The 14,097-nt window shown below is 71.8% G+C and carries 15 protein-coding genes and 1 pseudogene; 5 read left to right on the forward strand and 11 right to left on the reverse strand.

Annotated elements, in window-relative coordinates:
- Nucleotides 1–150: 150 nt before the first annotated feature.
- The 5 genes and pseudogenes from DTL70_RS09535 to DTL70_RS09555 all read left to right on the forward strand — a co-directional run bounded on the left by DTL70_RS09535 (nucleotide 151) and on the right by DTL70_RS09555 (nucleotide 4,192).
- Nucleotides 151–1,389, forward strand: a complete 1,239-nt coding sequence (locus DTL70_RS09535) for a S8 family peptidase (RefSeq protein WP_114021434.1) — start codon at nucleotides 151–153, stop codon at nucleotides 1,387–1,389.
- 238 nt (nucleotides 1,390–1,627) lie between these two features.
- Nucleotides 1,628–2,869, forward strand: coding sequence for a S8 family peptidase (locus DTL70_RS09540; protein WP_114021435.1), 1,242 nt, complete (start codon nucleotides 1,628–1,630; stop codon nucleotides 2,867–2,869).
- A gap of 184 nt (nucleotides 2,870–3,053) precedes the next feature.
- Nucleotides 3,054–3,206 carry a winged helix-turn-helix domain-containing protein gene (locus DTL70_RS09545; RefSeq protein ID WP_114021436.1) on the forward strand — a complete coding sequence of 51 codons (153 nt, stop codon included), beginning with the start codon at nucleotides 3,054–3,056 and terminating at the stop codon, nucleotides 3,204–3,206.
- An 83-nt stretch (nucleotides 3,207–3,289) separates the two neighbouring features.
- Nucleotides 3,290–3,452: pseudogene (locus tag DTL70_RS34180) on the forward strand (LLM class flavin-dependent oxidoreductase); the annotation flags it as partial.
- Nucleotides 3,453–3,880: 428 nt separating this feature from the next.
- Nucleotides 3,881–4,192 carry a PLL family lectin gene (locus DTL70_RS09555; protein WP_114021437.1) on the forward strand — a complete coding sequence of 104 codons (312 nt, stop codon included), beginning with the start codon at nucleotides 3,881–3,883 and terminating at the stop codon, nucleotides 4,190–4,192.
- 122 nt (nucleotides 4,193–4,314) lie between these two features.
- On the opposite strand, the gene DTL70_RS09560 is transcribed toward DTL70_RS09555, so the two are convergent.
- From DTL70_RS09560 to DTL70_RS34940, 11 genes are all read right to left on the reverse strand, one after another.
- A complete protein-coding gene (locus tag DTL70_RS09560) occupies nucleotides 4,315–5,100 on the reverse strand; it encodes a sirohydrochlorin chelatase (RefSeq protein ID WP_114021438.1) in 786 nt (261 codons plus the stop codon).
- Nucleotides 5,100–6,059 carry an ABC transporter permease gene (locus DTL70_RS09565; protein WP_114021439.1) on the reverse strand — a complete coding sequence of 320 codons (960 nt, stop codon included), beginning with the start codon at nucleotides 6,057–6,059 and terminating at the stop codon, nucleotides 5,100–5,102. The genes DTL70_RS09560 and DTL70_RS09565 overlap by 1 nt, the downstream gene beginning before the upstream one ends.
- The gene (locus DTL70_RS09570; protein WP_245979168.1) at nucleotides 6,046–6,801 is read right to left on the reverse strand and encodes an ABC transporter ATP-binding protein; all 756 of its coding nucleotides are present in this window, start codon (nucleotides 6,799–6,801) and stop codon (nucleotides 6,046–6,048) included. The genes DTL70_RS09565 and DTL70_RS09570 overlap by 14 nt, the downstream gene beginning before the upstream one ends.
- Before the next feature lie 54 nt (nucleotides 6,802–6,855).
- The gene (locus tag DTL70_RS09575; RefSeq protein ID WP_181860852.1) at nucleotides 6,856–7,977 is read right to left on the reverse strand and encodes an ABC transporter substrate-binding protein; all 1,122 of its coding nucleotides are present in this window, start codon (nucleotides 7,975–7,977) and stop codon (nucleotides 6,856–6,858) included.
- Between the two features lie 267 nt (nucleotides 7,978–8,244).
- The gene (locus DTL70_RS09580; RefSeq protein ID WP_114021441.1) at nucleotides 8,245–9,600 is read right to left on the reverse strand and encodes a sulfate adenylyltransferase subunit 1; all 1,356 of its coding nucleotides are present in this window, start codon (nucleotides 9,598–9,600) and stop codon (nucleotides 8,245–8,247) included.
- Nucleotides 9,601–9,602: 2 nt separating this feature from the next.
- Nucleotides 9,603–10,538: a sulfate adenylyltransferase subunit CysD gene (gene cysD, locus DTL70_RS09585; RefSeq protein WP_114021442.1), complete on the reverse strand. Its 936-nt coding sequence runs from the start codon at nucleotides 10,536–10,538 to the stop codon at nucleotides 9,603–9,605.
- Nucleotides 10,535–11,077, reverse strand: coding sequence for an adenylyl-sulfate kinase (cysC, locus tag DTL70_RS09590; protein WP_114021443.1), 543 nt, complete (start codon nucleotides 11,075–11,077; stop codon nucleotides 10,535–10,537). The genes cysD and cysC overlap by 4 nt, the downstream gene beginning before the upstream one ends.
- A gap of 29 nt (nucleotides 11,078–11,106) precedes the next feature.
- Complete coding sequence (locus DTL70_RS09595) at nucleotides 11,107–11,823, reverse strand: phosphoadenylyl-sulfate reductase (RefSeq protein WP_114021444.1); 717 nt, start codon at nucleotides 11,821–11,823, stop codon at nucleotides 11,107–11,109.
- The gene (locus tag DTL70_RS09600; RefSeq protein WP_114021445.1) at nucleotides 11,820–12,029 is read right to left on the reverse strand and encodes a hypothetical protein; all 210 of its coding nucleotides are present in this window, start codon (nucleotides 12,027–12,029) and stop codon (nucleotides 11,820–11,822) included. The genes DTL70_RS09595 and DTL70_RS09600 overlap by 4 nt, the downstream gene beginning before the upstream one ends.
- The gene (locus DTL70_RS09605) at nucleotides 12,026–13,720 is read right to left on the reverse strand and encodes a nitrite/sulfite reductase (protein WP_114021446.1); all 1,695 of its coding nucleotides are present in this window, start codon (nucleotides 13,718–13,720) and stop codon (nucleotides 12,026–12,028) included. Before DTL70_RS09605 ends, DTL70_RS09600 begins: the two co-directional genes overlap by 4 nt.
- A gap of 234 nt (nucleotides 13,721–13,954) precedes the next feature.
- Nucleotides 13,955–14,038 carry a putative leader peptide gene (locus DTL70_RS34940; protein ID WP_312000843.1) on the reverse strand — a complete coding sequence of 28 codons (84 nt, stop codon included), beginning with the start codon at nucleotides 14,036–14,038 and terminating at the stop codon, nucleotides 13,955–13,957.
- Nucleotides 14,039–14,097: the final 59 nt, after the last annotated feature.

Consider the following 14,097-nt stretch of genomic DNA (forward strand, 5'->3'; position numbering starts at 1 on the left):
GCGGTCGGGCGCGTGGGGTGACTGTCCCTCAGCGGTGTTGTGTCCGTCACAGAACGACATGCCACTTGAGCCGTACACGGCAATCCGACAAGGATTCGATCGGTCCGACACCGGATCGGTCAACCGCCACCAGCGAAAGGCTCCCTGGGCATGCCACTTCACGGCACACGGAACACCAAACGACGGATATCCCTCGCGCTCGGCGCGGCGCTCGCTGTCGCGGGCGGGGCGACGCTGCTCACCCTGCCCGCCGGCGCGGGCGCCCCCGAGGAGGGCACCGTCCTGGGCGCGGACGCCGAGGGTGCCGTCAAGGGCAGCTACATCGTGGTGCTCGACAAGAGTGCCGGGACTGCCGGAGCGCAGGCCGCCACGGAGGCGAAGAGCCTCTCCGGCGAGTACGGCGGCACCGTCGAGCACACCTACCACGCGGCACTGACCGGTTACGCGGCCGAGGGGCTCAGCGCGCAGGAGGCGCGGCGTCTCGCGGCGGACGACAAGGTCGCCAAGGTCGTGCAGGTGCGGCAGATCAGGGCGCAGGCCACCCAGACGGACCCGCCCTCCTGGGGTCAGGACCGCGTCGACCAGGCGGCGACGAAGGGGGACGGCAAGTACACCTACCCCGACAGCGCGGGCGCGGGCGTCACGGCCTACGTCGTCGACAGCGGTATCCGCGTCAGTCACCAGGACTTCGGCGGCCGCGCCGCGAACGGCTACGACGTGGTGGACGACGACAAGACCGCGCAGGACGGCGCCAACCACGGCACCCACGTGGCCGGCACCATCGCGGGCACGAAGTACGGCATCGCCAAGAAGGCCGATCTGGTGGCGGTGCGCATCCTCGGCGACGACAACAAGGGCACCACGGCCGACGCCGTCGCGGGCATCGACTGGATGATCAAGGACCACGAGGGCGAGGAAGGGCCCGCGGTCGCCAACATGAGCATCGGCGGCTTCAAGGACTACGCGCTCGACGAGGCGGTGGAGCGCGCCGTCGACGCGGGCATCACCTGCGTGGTCGCGGCGGGCAACTACAGCAGCGACGCGAGCGAGGCCTCCCCGGCGCGCGTGCCCGAGGCGATCACCGTGGCGGCGAGCGACCAGAACGACAAGCAGACGGACTTCTCCAGCTACGGCAAGAGCGTCGACCTCTACGCGCCCGGCATCGACGTCGTCTCCGCCAGCAACAAGAGCGACACCGCCTCCATGGCCGGATACGGCACCTCCATGGCCACCCCGCACGTCACGGGAGCCGCGGCGCTCTACCTGAGTGAGCACAAGACGGCCACCCCCGCGCAGGTCGCCACCGCGCTGACGGACGGGGCGACGAAGGACGCCATCGCCAACCCCGGCGCCGGCACGCCGAACCGGCTGATGCGCGTGCCCAAGTAGTCCGCGACTCCGTGCGGTCGGCGGACTCGTAGCGGCCCTGAACCGGCCGCGTCCGCGTTCACTCGGAGCGCCGACCGCACCACCCGCCTCACCCGTTGCGTGTGTCACACCCGCACGGAGAACTTGAGCTGTGCGCGCCCATCCGACAGGGTTTCGAACCAGTCGGCGACGGTCCTGCGCCCCACCCGGGGCGCAGGACCGCCACCCCCCACACGACACCAGGAGAGGCGCTCCCCGCATGGCAACGCACGTGGCCCGCAACACCAAACGCCGGATATCCCTCGCGATCGGGGCGGCCGTCGCCCTCGCGGGCGGCGCCACCCTCCTCACCCTCCCCGCGGGTGCGGCACCCGCCGAGGGCACCGTCATCGGAGCCGGCTCCCACGATGCCGTCAAGGGCAGCTACATCGTGCTCCTCAAGAACGGCGGCTCCACGCACGGCAAGACCTCCGCCACCCGCGTCGAGAGCGCGGGCAAGGACCTGGCCGACGAGTACGGCGGCAAGGTCGCGCGCACCTACGGGTCGGCCGTCCACGGCTTCAACGCCACCGGTATGAGCGCACAGGAGGCCAGGCGCCTCGCCGCCGACGACCAGGTCGCCCAGGTCTTCCAGAACCAGCGCATCACCACCACGGCCGCCACCCAGAAGAACCCGCCCTCCTGGGGCCTGGACCGCATCGACCAGAAGTCGCGGAAGCTGAACAAGACCTACACCTACCCCTCGGGCGCGGGAGCCGGGGTGACCGCGTACATCATCGACACCGGCGTGCGCATCAGCCACAAGGACTTCGGCGGCCGCGCCTCCTACGGCTACGACGCCGTCGACGAGGACAAGACAGCCCAGGACGGCAACGGCCACGGCACCCACGTCGCGGGAACCGTCGCGGGCACCCGGTACGGCGTCGCCAAGAAGGCCGACATCGTGGCCGTACGCGTGCTCGACGACGAGGGCTCCGGCACCACCGCGCTCGCCGTGGCAGGCGTCGACTGGGTCACCGAACACCACAAGGGCCCCTCCGTCGCCAACATGAGCCTGGGCGGCAACAAGGACGCGGCCCTCGACGCCGCCGTCCAGCGCTCGATCTCCTCCGGCGTCACCTACGCCGTCTCGGCCGGCAACGAGGGCGCCGACGCCTCCACCTCCTCGCCGGCCCGGGTGCCCGAGGCGCTGACCGTGGCCGCCGCCGACAAGAAGGACGCGCAGGCGGAGTTCTCCAACCACGGCAAGCTCGTCGACCTCTTCGCCCCCGGTGTCGACATCGTCTCCGCGAGCAACAAGAGCGACACCGGCACCGCCACCATGTCGGGTACCTCCATGGCCTCCCCGCACGTGGCGGGAGCCGCCGCCGTCTACCTGAGCGGCCACAAGGACGCCGCCCCGGCGCAGGTGACCGCGGCGCTCACCAAGGGCGCCACCGCCGGCGCGGTGACCGATCCGGCCAAGGGGACGACCGACAAGCTCCTCCGCGTGGTCAAGTGACCGCCTTTCACGGTCAATTGTGAGCCCCTTCTGTGCGTAACCCCGGTTTTCCGGGTAAGCGCAACACCAGGCCCGCCGTGCCCTCCCCCCACGGGGCACGGCGGGCCTTCGCCGTGCCGGAGACCCCGCGGCGGTCGCCCGATGAGGGCCGGGGCCGCCGTCGTCGCCGAGAGCCTCCCCGCACGTGCTGCGGCTGCCCGCAGCCGAGGGCATCCGCGTCGACCGCGAGCGGCGCACCGTCGACGTTCACGCCGCCCGGCTGCGGCGCAGGCTCGGAGCGCGCTACCGCGCCCGCATCGTGACCGTGCGGCGCGTCGGCTGCAAGTACACGCCGTAGTCCCTCCCCAGGGCGTGGCCCTGCCGCCACGGGGCCACTCCCCGCACCCACGAACTCACGGACCCCACGTAACATTCGTCCTCCTGCCGACCAGTGGCGGCAGCCGCCGCGTGGTGGCCGGCGGCCACGGCAGCCCACTGAACGGGGCGAGCGCCGACCGGCTCCCAGCGCGAGGACGCCTGGTTGACGACGGCGATGCTCTCCCAGCAGACCGAACGCCTCAAGTTCCTGGTCGCCTTCCGGCCGGTAGCCAGCTGTTTCGAGCTCGTGCTGGGCGAGGGCGAGCATAGGCCCCGCGCGGCCCACTTGACGTTCCCCGCCTCGCGTAGACCCCGAGGCGTAGCCCGGCGATGGCTACCTCGGGGGTTTACCCCACGGCACAACCAGTGGTTGACGCGACCCAACCTGCGACAGACCTACGGTTGGCACCGACGTCATCGGGTCCGTAGGGGATCGCGATGCGAGAGCTAGGGGGAAGCATGAACGCACGCGGAATGCCGTTGCGACGCAGCATTGCAGCCACCGTCCTGGGGCTCGCGCTCGCCGGTGGGATGTCCGCACCCGCCCACGCCGGCAGCACGGCACAGGGGAGCTCGTCGGCAGCCGTCGCGGCAGCCCGTCCCCCCTCGGGCGGCGAGGGGAGCGCTACAGGGGTTGCTGCCTGCCGGGCTCGCGTGACCTACTGGGGTCACACCGGCTACAAGAAGTGCGGCACGAGCACCGCCGCGGTCGACTGGAACCGAGACGGTCGCACGGACGAGGTGTTCGTCGTCGCTCCTGACCGAACCGTCTGGCATACCTGGAAGGCCGCGGGCCGCTGGGTGGAAATGCCGGGCAACGGACGAGCTGACGAGATGCGCGGCTCCGCAGAGACCGGCAATCCCTCCCGGCGCTGTGTCATCGTCTACGTCGACAACGCGTCCTACCACTACTGGCAGAACTGCTTCTACAACGGTCGCTGGCACGACTGGGGCGTCACCGGATAGTCACCACCGTGACCGGCAAGACGGGAGCCACCGCCGCCGACAGACGGCGGTGGCTCGCTCGGTGCTGAAGGCGAGGAGCCCCGGGCTGAGCTCGGCAAGAGGAGCCCCTGCGGGGCTCCTCGTCACGCCGCCGAGGCGGTCAGGTCGGGTGCGAGGGCGGCTCGGTAGCGTTCGAGTACGACGCGGGCGACTTCTGGGGCGGGGCCCAGGGCGGGGGCGAGGGCGTCGGCGCCGGCCTCGCGGGCGCCGGCGGCGATGCGGTCGGGGAGGCGTCCTGGGGCCAGCACGTACGGTGCCACCGCGACCCGGCGCGCTCCCGCCGCGCGCAGGTCCCGTACGGCGTCGGCGGTGCGGGGTGCCGAGGCGGAGGCGAACGCAGGCCGCACGGCACACCAACCGGTGGTACGCCGCCACTCCCGCGCGATTGCTGCGATCACTGCGCTCGCCTCCGGGTCAGAGGAGCCGGCCGCCGCCAGGACGACGCCGGTGTGGGGCGCGTCGCCGGGCGCCACCCCGGCCACGCGCAATCGCCGCTCCAGGGCGACGGTCAGTGCGGGGTGCGGGCCCAGGACGTCCGCCTGGCGGACGGTCAGGCCCGGTAGGGGCGCGCTCTCCTCGGCCAGCACCCCGGGGATGTCCGTCTTGGCGTGGAAGGCGCGGGTCAGCAGCAGCGGGACGGCGACGACATCCCGCGCCCCCGCCGCGTGCAGCGACCGCAGCGCGGTCCCCACCGACGGCGCGTCGAAGTCGAGGTAGCCCACCGCCACTCGCAGCCCCGGCGCGCGCCGCCGCACGCGGGCGGTGAGTGCGGCGACCGTGGCGGCGTGCCGCGGGTCGCGGCTGCCGTGCGCGATCAGCAGCAGCGCGGAGGAGGCGGGGGTGTGGGGCGTGGCGCGGGACGGGGACATCAGCGCAGCAGCCCCCGGTGGCGCAGAACGCGCCGCTCGACGGGCGCGAAGACGAGCAGTTCGATGCCGATGCCCACCAGCAGGATGAGCAGGATCGCGCCCAGGACGAGCGGCATGTCCTGGTAGGAGCGGCCGGTGTCCAGCAGCCGGCCGAGTCCGACGCCGAGTTCGGGTGAGGTGGCGATCAGTTCGGCCGCCATCAGGGACCGCCAGGAGAACGCCCAGCCCTGTTTGAGTCCGGCGATGTAGCCGGGCAGCGCGGCGGGCAGCAGCACGTGGCGGACGCCGCGCAGTCCTCGTGCGCCGATCACCTTGCCCGCGCGCAGGTGCAGCGGGTCGATCCGGTCGACGCCCGCGACCAGGCCGTTGGCGATGGAGGGCACGGCGCCCAGCAGCACGACGGCGTAGATGGTGGCGTTGGTCAGCCCGAACCAGATGATCGCCGCAGGTACCCATGCGACCGAGGGCAGCGACTGGAGTCCGGAGAGGATCGGTCCGATCGCGGCGCGCACCGGCCGCACCCTGGCCACCAGCAGGCCCAGCGGTGTCCCGACGACGAGGGCGACTCCGAAGCCCAGCGCCCCGCGGGAGACGCTCTGCCAGACGACGCCGAGGATCGTGCCCTTGTACCACTCCTCGGCCAGCGCGTCCCACACCATCAGCGGGCTCGGCAGCTGGTAGTCGGGCTTGAGGCCGAGCGCGAACGCCGCCTGCCACAGGGCCAGGACCAGCACGACCGCCAGCACCGGCGGCAGCACCTTGCGGCGCAGCACCTCCCGCAGCGCGGGGCGCTCCGTGGCGTGGGTGTCCAGCGCGTCGAGCCCGGCCCCCAGACCGGCCAGGTCGCTGCCGGGCGCCGGGGTCTCGCGCGCCGCCGTGGTGGCCGCCGCGCTCGTGGCCTTCTCGTCGTCGTCGGGTCGCGGCCTTGAGGCCGTCGGCTGGGTCTCAGTGCTGGCCATGGCGGCGGATCTCCCCCCGGAGCTGTTCGGTGATCTCGACGGAGAGCGCGGCCACGTCCGCGTCCTCGATGCGGCGCGGGTGCGGGATGCCGACCTCCCACTGTTTGGCGACGCGTCCCGGCCGGGAGGAGAGCAGCACGACGCGCTCGGCCAGCCGTACGGCCTCGCGGACGTTGTGCGTGACGAAGAGCACGGCGACGTTCGTCTCGGACCAGACGCGGGTCAGTTCCTCGTGGAGGACGTCGCGGGTGATGGCGTCCAGTGCGGCGAACGGCTCGTCCATCAGCAGCAGTCTGCTGTCCTGCGCCAGTGCGCGGGCGAGCGCCACCCGCTGCCGCATGCCACCGGACAGCTCGTGGACGCGTTTGGTGTATGCGCCCCGCAGCCGTACGAGCCGCAGCAGCCGTTCGGCCTCGTCGGGGCGGTCGGCCTTGGGCATGCCGCGCATCTTGAGGGCCAGTTCGATGTTCTTGCCGGCGGTCAGCCACGGGAAGAGCGCGTGTTCCTGGAACATCAGTGCCGGGCGTCCGCCGGGTACCTCGATGGTGCCGGTGGTGGGAGCGTCGAGGCCCGCCACGAGGTTGAGCAGGGTGCTCTTGCCGCAGCCCGAGGCGCCGAGCAGGGTGACGAACTGTCCGGGGGCGACATCGATGCTGATGTCGTCCAGTACCTGCTGGGGGCCGAACGACTTGGTCACGTGCGTGAGGCGGGCGGCGGTGCCGGCCGCTGTGGTCACGGTCACTGGTTCACCTCCTTCTCGTAGGGGGCTCAGGCTTGTCGTCGTGTGGCTCAGGGCTCACCGGTGGCCGAGTCCGGCGTCGGTCACGGCGGGGCGGCCCTCGCTCTCGAGGACCCGGTTGAGCGGGGCGAGGTCGTAGATCCCGGCCAGGTGCGGCTTTTTCAGCAGTCCGGCCGCGGCGGCGTGTTGTGCCTGCTTGCGCAACGTGGCGGCCAGTGGGTCGTCCGTCACCTCGATACGGCGGAAGGCCGCGTCCAGTACGTCCTCGGGCAGTGGCTTGCCCGCGTCGCGCTGCAGGGCCTCGTTGAGGTGCTTCTTCGCGGTGCCGGGGTGCGAGCGGATCCACGTGTTGGTCCGCACCGAGCCGCGCAGCACCGCCTTGACCACGTCGGGATGCTTTTTGAGGAAGTCCTGGCGCACCACCAGGTTGGTGGTGACGAACTTCCCCTCCTTCCACAGCTTCTTCTCGTCGAGCAGGACTTTCCCGCCTTCCGCCACGAGTTTGGAGGCGGTCGGTTCGGGGACCCAGGCGCCGTCGATGCCGCCCTGCCGGAAGGTGGTGGGGATCTCCTTGTTGTCCTGGCGCAGCACCGAGGTGGCGCCCTTGCCGGTCTCCGGGTCGACCTCGATGCCCTTGCTCCGCAGGTGGTGCAGGAGTGCGACGTCCTGCGTGTTGCCCAACTGGGGTGTGGCGAGCGTCTTGCCTTTCAGGTCGTCGAGCGAGGTCACCTTCTCCGGGTCGACGACGAGGGAGGCGCCGCCCGAGGTCGCGCCCGAGACGATCCGCAGGTTCTTCCCGCCCGACTGCACCCATCCGTTGACGGCGGGGGAGGGGCCGACCCAGGTCATGTCGACGGCCTTCGCGTTGAGCGCTTCGACGGCGGAGGGCCCGGCGTTGAAGACCTGTGTGGAGACCTTCGTGCCGCCCAGCTCGCGCGGTATCGGGCCGCCGGAGCGCAGCCCGACCAGGGGGGTGGCGTGGGTGACGTTGGGGAAGTATCCGAGCTTCACCTCGTCGAGCCCGTCGATCTTCTTGCCGCCCACGGGTGCCGGACCGCCGCTCTCGACGGCCTTCGACCCGTACCCGCAGCCGGCCGCCGGCAGCAGTGCCCCGAGTGTGGCGAGTGCCGCCAGGGTCCGGCGGGAAGGGCGTGGTGGTAGGGCTCGGATGCGCGGCACTGAGGTGTCCTCTCACGGGGGCGGGTGCGGGGCGGCGTCCGCGCGGTGTCCGGGGGTGCCGGGCCTCACGGACGGCGGGCGGCGAGTGTGGCGTACGGGGGGCGTACGCACCTCACCGTGCACATCGCCCCACTCCGCCCTGTCCGCTGCCGCGTGTGCCGCTGCCGATGCGGCCACCGGTCTGGTCGAAGGTCGAGAAGGCCTCTTGCGAAAGGCCGCGAAGACCGAGAACGCCGGGAATGCCCATGGTGTGCGGACCCCCGGTCCTCAGAAGTCCCAGCCCTCGTCGTCGGCGGCCGTGGCCACCGGGGTGTCCGCGTCGGCGAAGGCCTCGCCCGCCATGCCGGCGGTGAGGGTGCTGCCGTCGGAGGGGTCGACGAGGAGGAAGGAGCCGGTGCGGCGGGAGCGGGCGTAGGGGTCGAGGGGCAGGGGTTCGGCGGTGCGCAGTACGACGCGGCCGATGTCGTTGGCCACCAGCTGCCTGGGCGCGGGGTGCTGGGACAGGTCGGCCAGGGTGAGCCGCGAGGGGATGTCCTTGACCAGTGCCTTGACGGTGCGTGTGGCGACCTTGAGCAGGACGCGGGAGCCGGGGGTGAGGGGCGTGTCGTGGAGGTGGCAGACGGTCGCGGTCACGTCCTGGCTGGGTACCAGGTCCGCTTCGCTGGGCGCGAGCACGTCGCCGCGGGAGATGTCGAGGTCGTCGGCGAGCCGGAGGGTGACCGACTGGGGTGCCCAGGCTGTCTCGACGGCCCGGCCGAGGGCGTCGATCGCGGTGATGGTGGAGGTCTGCCCCGAGGGGTGGACGGTGACGCGGTCGCCGACGCGCAGCACTCCCGAGGCGAGTTGCCCGGCGTAGCCCCGGTAGTCGGGGTGCTCGGCGGTCCGCGGTCTGATGACGTACTGGACGGGGAAGCGGGCCGCGTCGTCGGTGGGGTCGTGGGTGACCTGCACGGTCTCCAGGTGTTCGAGGACGGTGGGCCCCGAGTACCAGTCCATGTGCGCGGAGGCGTCCACGACGTTGTCGCCTTCGAGCGCGGAGATGGGGATGGCTGTCACCTCCGGCACCCCGAGCGAGGTGGCGTAGGTGGAGAACGCGTCGGCGATGGCGGCGAAGGCGCTCTCCCGGTAGTCGACCAGGTCCATCTTGTTGACGGCGAGGACGACGTGCGGGACGCGCAGCAGCGCGGCCACGGCGGCGTGCCGGCGGGTCTGCTCCACCACGCCGTTGCGCGCGTCCACCAGGACGACGGCCAGTTCGGCGGTGGAGGCACCGGTGACCATGTTGCGGGTGTACTGCACGTGTCCTGGTGTGTCCGCGAGGATGAACCGCCGCTTGGGCGTGGCGAAGTAGCGGTAGGCCACGTCGATGGTGATGCCCTGCTCCCGTTCGGCCCGCAGGCCGTCGGTCAGCAGCGCCAGGTCGGGCGCTTGTTGGCCGCGCTCCTGCGAGGCGCGGGAGACGGCCTCCAGCTGGTCGGTGAGCACCGACTTGGAGTCGTGCAGCAGGCGGCCCACCAGGGTGGACTTGCCGTCGTCGACGCTGCCGGCGGTGGCGAAGCGCAGCAGCGACGTCGTCGCCGTGGCCGCGGTTCCCAGCGCTTCGCTGTCCAGTGTTCCGGTCATGGTCAGAAGTAGCCTTCCCGCTTGCGGTCTTCCATCGCGGCTTCGGAGAGCTTGTCGTCGGCCCGGGTGGCTCCGCGCTCGGTCAGCCGGGAGACGGCGATCTCCGCGATCACCTTCTCGACCGTGTCGGCGTCCGAGTCGACGGCGCCGGTGCAGGACATGTCGCCGACCGTGCGGTAGCGCACCTGCCGCCGCTCGACCCGTTCGCCGTCCTTGGGGCCGCCCCACTCGCCGGGCGCCAGCCACATCCCGGAGCGGGAGAAGACCTCACGCTCGTGCGCGTAGTAGATCGCCGGGAGTTCGATCTTCTCCCGCGCGATGTACTGCCACACGTCCAGCTCGGTCCAGTTCGAGAGCGGGAAGACGCGGACGTGCTCTCCGGGCGCGTGCCGGCCGTTGTAGAGCTGCCACAGCTCGGGACGCTGGCGCCTGGGGTCCCAGCCGCCGAACTCGTCCCGCAGGGAGAACACCCGCTCCTTGGCGCGCGCCTTCTCCTCGTCGCGGCGGCCGCCGCCGAAGACGGCGTCGAACCGGCCCGAGGAGATGGCCTCCAGCAGCGGTACCGTCTGCAGGGGGTTCCGCGTCCCGTCGGGGCGCTCGCGCAGCGTGCCGGCGTCGATGTACTCCTGCACCGAGGCCACGTGCAGCCGCAGCCCGTTGCTCGCCACGGTGCGGTCCCTGAACTCCAGCACTTCGGGGAAGTTGTGCCCGGTGTCCACGTGCAGCAGCCCGAACGGCACCGGCGCCGGCGCGAACGCCTTGAGCGCCAGGTGCAGCATCAGGATCGAGTCCTTGCCGCCCGAGAACAGGATCACGGGGCGCTCGAACTCTCCCGCGACCTCCCGGAAAATGTGCACCGCCTCCGACTCCAGGGCGTCGAGGTGCGAGAGCGCGAACGGGTTGTCGGTCTCCTCCGGTGCGGTCACCGCCGTCGTCACAGCAGTCCCCTCTCCCTCAGCAACGTGTGCAGTGCCGTGGCCGACTCGGTGACGCTCCGGCCGTCGGTCTCCAGCCGCAGATCCGGGCTCTGAGGCTCCTCGTACGGGTCGTCCACGCCGGTCAGTCCGGTCAGTTCGCCGGCCGCCTGCTTCGCGTACAGGCCCTTCACGTCCCGCTCGGAGCACACCCGCAGCGGCGTGGCGACGTGCACCTCGACGTACGGCGTGCCCTCGGCGGCGTGGCGCTTGGCGACGGCCTCGCGGCTGTCGGCGTACGGGGCGATGACGGGCACCAGCACGGTCACGCCGTGCGAGGCCAGCAGCTCGGCGACGAAGCCGATGCGCTGCACGTTGGTGTCCCGCTCTGCGCGGGAGAAGCCGAGTCCCGCGGAGAGGAAGGTGCGGATCTCGTCGCCGTCCAGCACCTCGACCCGCCGGCTCTCGCCGTGCAGCCGCTCGGCCAGCGCGGTGGCGATCGTCGTCTTGCCCGCGCTCGGCAGGCCGGTCAGCCACACGGTCGCGCCGCTTGCCCCGCTCATCACGCTCCCCTGCTCTTCTCGGTCTCGCGTCATCCGTGCAGCCCGCACTCGGTCTTGCCCCGCCCGGCCCACCGGCCCGCGCGCGCGTCCTCGCCCTCCAGCACGCGGCGGGTGCAGGGTGCGCAGCCGATGGAGGCGTAGCCGTCGCTCAGCAGCGGGTTGGTCAGGACGCCGTGTTCGGCGATGTAGTCGTCCACGTCCCGCTGACTCCAGCGGGCGATGGGGGAGACCTTGACCTTCCGGCGCTTTTCGTCCCAGCCGACGACCGGGGTGTGGGCGCGGGTCGGCGACTCGTCGCGGCGCAGCCCGGTGGCCCACGCGTCGTAGGCGCGCAGCCCTTCTTCCAGCGGCTGCACCTTCCGCAGCGCGCAGCACAGGTCGGGGTCGCGGTCGTGCAGCCTCGGGCCGTACTCGGCGTCCTGCTCGGCCACCGACTGGCGGGGCGTGAGGGTGTGGACCTCCACGTCCATGACGGCCTCGACGGCGTCGCGGGTGCCGAGGGTCTCGGGGAAGTGGTAACCGGTGTCGAGGAAGACGACGCGGACGCCGGGGAAGACGCGTGAGGCGAGGTGCGCGACGACGGCGTCCTCCATGGAGGAGGTGACGCAGAAGCGGTGGCCGAAGGTGTCGGCGGCCCAGCGCAGGATGTCCGGCGCGTCGGCGTCCTCCAGGTCGCGGCCCGCCTGTCCGGCCAGCTCCTGCAGCTCCTCGGCGGAGCGCTGAGCTGGTATGTGCGCGATGCTCATGACGTGGGGTCCTCTCCGTGTACCGACCGCAGTCCGGAGGCCAGCAGCCCCAGGAACTTCAGCCGGAAGGCGCGGTTGCAGGCGGCGCACTCCCAGGCCGCGCCCTGCCCCGGGGCCGTCGCCTCCTCGCTGGGCCGCAGGTCCTCGTCGCCGCAGTAGGGGCAGTGGAACGGCGCGGCCCTCTCCCCGCCTTCGGCCGAGCTCATTTCAGGTCTCCCTCGTCGGCGCGAGCCGCCCACTGGGCGAACCGTTCGCCGTCCTCGCGCTGGTCCTGGAAGGCGCGCAGCACCCGTTCGATGTAGTCGGGGAGTTGGTCCGCTGTCACCTTCAGACCGCGCACCTTGCGGCCGAGTCCCGGCTCCAGGCCCAGCGAGCCGCCCAGGTGCACCTGGTAGCCCTCGACCTGGTTGCCGTCGGCGCCGGTGAGCAGCTGCCCTTTCAGGCCGATGTCGGCGACCTGGATGCGGGCGCAGGAGTTGGGGCAGCCGTTGAGGTTGATGGTGAGGGGCTCGTCGAAGTCGGGGAGGCGGCGCTCCAGTTCGTCGATGAGCCAGGAGCCGCGGCCCTTGGTCTCCACGATGGCCAGCTTGCAGAACTCGATGCCGGTGCACGCCATGGTGCCCCGCCGGAAGGGCGACGGCCGCGTCGACAGGTCGAGCGCCTCCAGGCCCTCGGTGAGCGAGTCCACCTGGTCCTGCTCGACGTCCAGCATGATCATTTTCTGCTCGGCCGTGGTGCGCACCCGTCCCGAGCCGTGGGCCTCGGCCAGGTCGGCGATCTTGCTGAGCGTCGCGCCGTCCACGCGGCCCACCCGGGGGGCGAACCCCACGTAGTAGCGGCCGTCGTTCTGCCGGTGGACGCCGATGTGGTCGCGCCACTGCTGCGGAGGCTGCTCGGGCGCTGGGCCGTCGAGCAGTTTGCGCCCCAGGTACTCGTCCTGAAGCACCTGCCGGAACCTGTCCGCGCCCCAGTCGGCGAGGAGGAACTTCAGCCGGGCGCGGTTGCGCAGCCGCCGGTAGCCGTAGTCGCGGAAGATCCCGGTGACGCCCTCGTGGACGTCGGCGACCTCCTCCAGCGGCACCCACGCGCCCAGCCGCACCCCCAGTTTCGGGTTGGTGGACAGCGCGCCGCCCACCCACACGTCGAAGCCGGGCCCGTGCTCGGGGTGGTGGACGCCGACGAAGGCCACGTCGTTGATCTCGTGCGCCACGTCCAGCAGCGGCGACCCCGAGACGGCGGTCTTGAACTTGCGGGGCAGGTTGGAGTAGGCGGGGTTGCCGATGACCCGGCGGTGGATCTCCTCGATGGCCGGGGTGCCGTCGATGATCTCGTCGGCGGCGATGCCCGCGACGGGCGAGCCGAGGATGACGCGCGGGACGTCGCCGCAGGCCTCGGTGGTGGACAGCCCGACGCCCTCCAGACGCCGCCAGATCTCCGGCATGTCCTCGATGCGGATCCAGTGGAACTGGACGTTCTGGCGGTCGGTGATGTCGGCGGTGCCGCGCGCGAACTCCTGCGAGATGTCGCCGACGACGCGCAGCTGTTCGGTGGTCAGCCGGCCGCCGTCGATGCGGACGCGCAGCATGAAGAACTCGTCGTCCAGCTCCTCCGGCTCCAGCACTGCGGTCTTGCCGCCGCTGATGCCGGGCTTGCGCTGGGTGTAGAGGCCCCACCAGCGCATCCGGCCGCGCAGGTCGGCGCCGTCGATGGAGGCGAAACCGCCCTTGGCGTAGATCGTCTCAATACGTGTCCGTACATTGAGACCGTCGTCGTCCTTCTTGGTCTGCTCGTTGCCGTTCAGCGGGGTGAAGTGGCCTGCGGCCCACTGGCCTTCGCCGCGGTGGCGTCCCGCCTTGCGGCGGGCGGGGGCTGGGGGGCGCTCGGAGGTGTCGGCCATGGCTCAGATCCTTCGGGCAGGGGGCGCGGGCACACGCGTGGCGGGTGCGGTCGGGTACGCGAACGGGCCGGACCCGGCGCGCGGTGGCGGACCACCACGCGGGAAGCGCCCGTACGCGGGGGATGCGGCGACGCCGTCCGGAGGCTGTGCCCGCGACGGTGAGGGCGGTGGCCTGGGGCCGGCCGAGGGGGAAGGCGTCGGAAGAAAGGTGTCGAGACGGCGGTGCTGTGACTGTCAGCCCGCCGGACAGATGGCGCTGGACACGCGAACGAGGTCGACGTGACGTCGACTCACCAAGGCGATTCCAGCGCGAGACATGACGGAAGCGTCGCACGCCCGTCAGACGCCAGTCCACTGCCATCCGTATGATGGACAAA

The sequence above is a fragment of the Streptomyces diacarni genome, assembly GCF_003323715.1.
GTDB classification, from domain to species: domain Bacteria; phylum Actinomycetota; class Actinomycetes; order Streptomycetales; family Streptomycetaceae; genus Streptomyces; species Streptomyces diacarni.

What these genes read in the sequence shown, in the direction of transcription:
- DTL70_RS09535 (WP_114021434.1), top strand. Translation starts at nt 151, where the DNA reads ATGCCACTTCACGGCACACGGAACACCAAACGACGGATATCCCTCGCG.
- cysC (WP_114021443.1), bottom strand. Translation starts at nt 11,077, where the DNA reads ATGAGCGGGGCAAGCGGCGCGACCGTGTGGCTGACCGGCCTGCCGAGC.
- DTL70_RS34940 (WP_312000843.1), bottom strand. Translation starts at nt 14,038, where the DNA reads ATGTCTCGCGCTGGAATCGCCTTGGTGAGTCGACGTCACGTCGACCTC.
- DTL70_RS09605 (WP_114021446.1), bottom strand. Translation starts at nt 13,720, where the DNA reads ATGGCCGACACCTCCGAGCGCCCCCCAGCCCCCGCCCGCCGCAAGGCG.
- DTL70_RS09580 (WP_114021441.1), bottom strand. Translation starts at nt 9,600, where the DNA reads ATGACCGGAACACTGGACAGCGAAGCGCTGGGAACCGCGGCCACGGCG.
- DTL70_RS09560 (WP_114021438.1), bottom strand. Translation starts at nt 5,100, where the DNA reads ATGTCCCCGTCCCGCGCCACGCCCCACACCCCCGCCTCCTCCGCGCTG.
- DTL70_RS09540 (WP_114021435.1), top strand. Translation starts at nt 1,628, where the DNA reads ATGGCAACGCACGTGGCCCGCAACACCAAACGCCGGATATCCCTCGCG.
- DTL70_RS09565 (WP_114021439.1), bottom strand. Translation starts at nt 6,059, where the DNA reads ATGGCCAGCACTGAGACCCAGCCGACGGCCTCAAGGCCGCGACCCGAC.
- DTL70_RS09595 (WP_114021444.1), bottom strand. Translation starts at nt 11,823, where the DNA reads ATGAGCATCGCGCACATACCAGCTCAGCGCTCCGCCGAGGAGCTGCAG.
- DTL70_RS09600 (WP_114021445.1), bottom strand. Translation starts at nt 12,029, where the DNA reads ATGAGCTCGGCCGAAGGCGGGGAGAGGGCCGCGCCGTTCCACTGCCCC.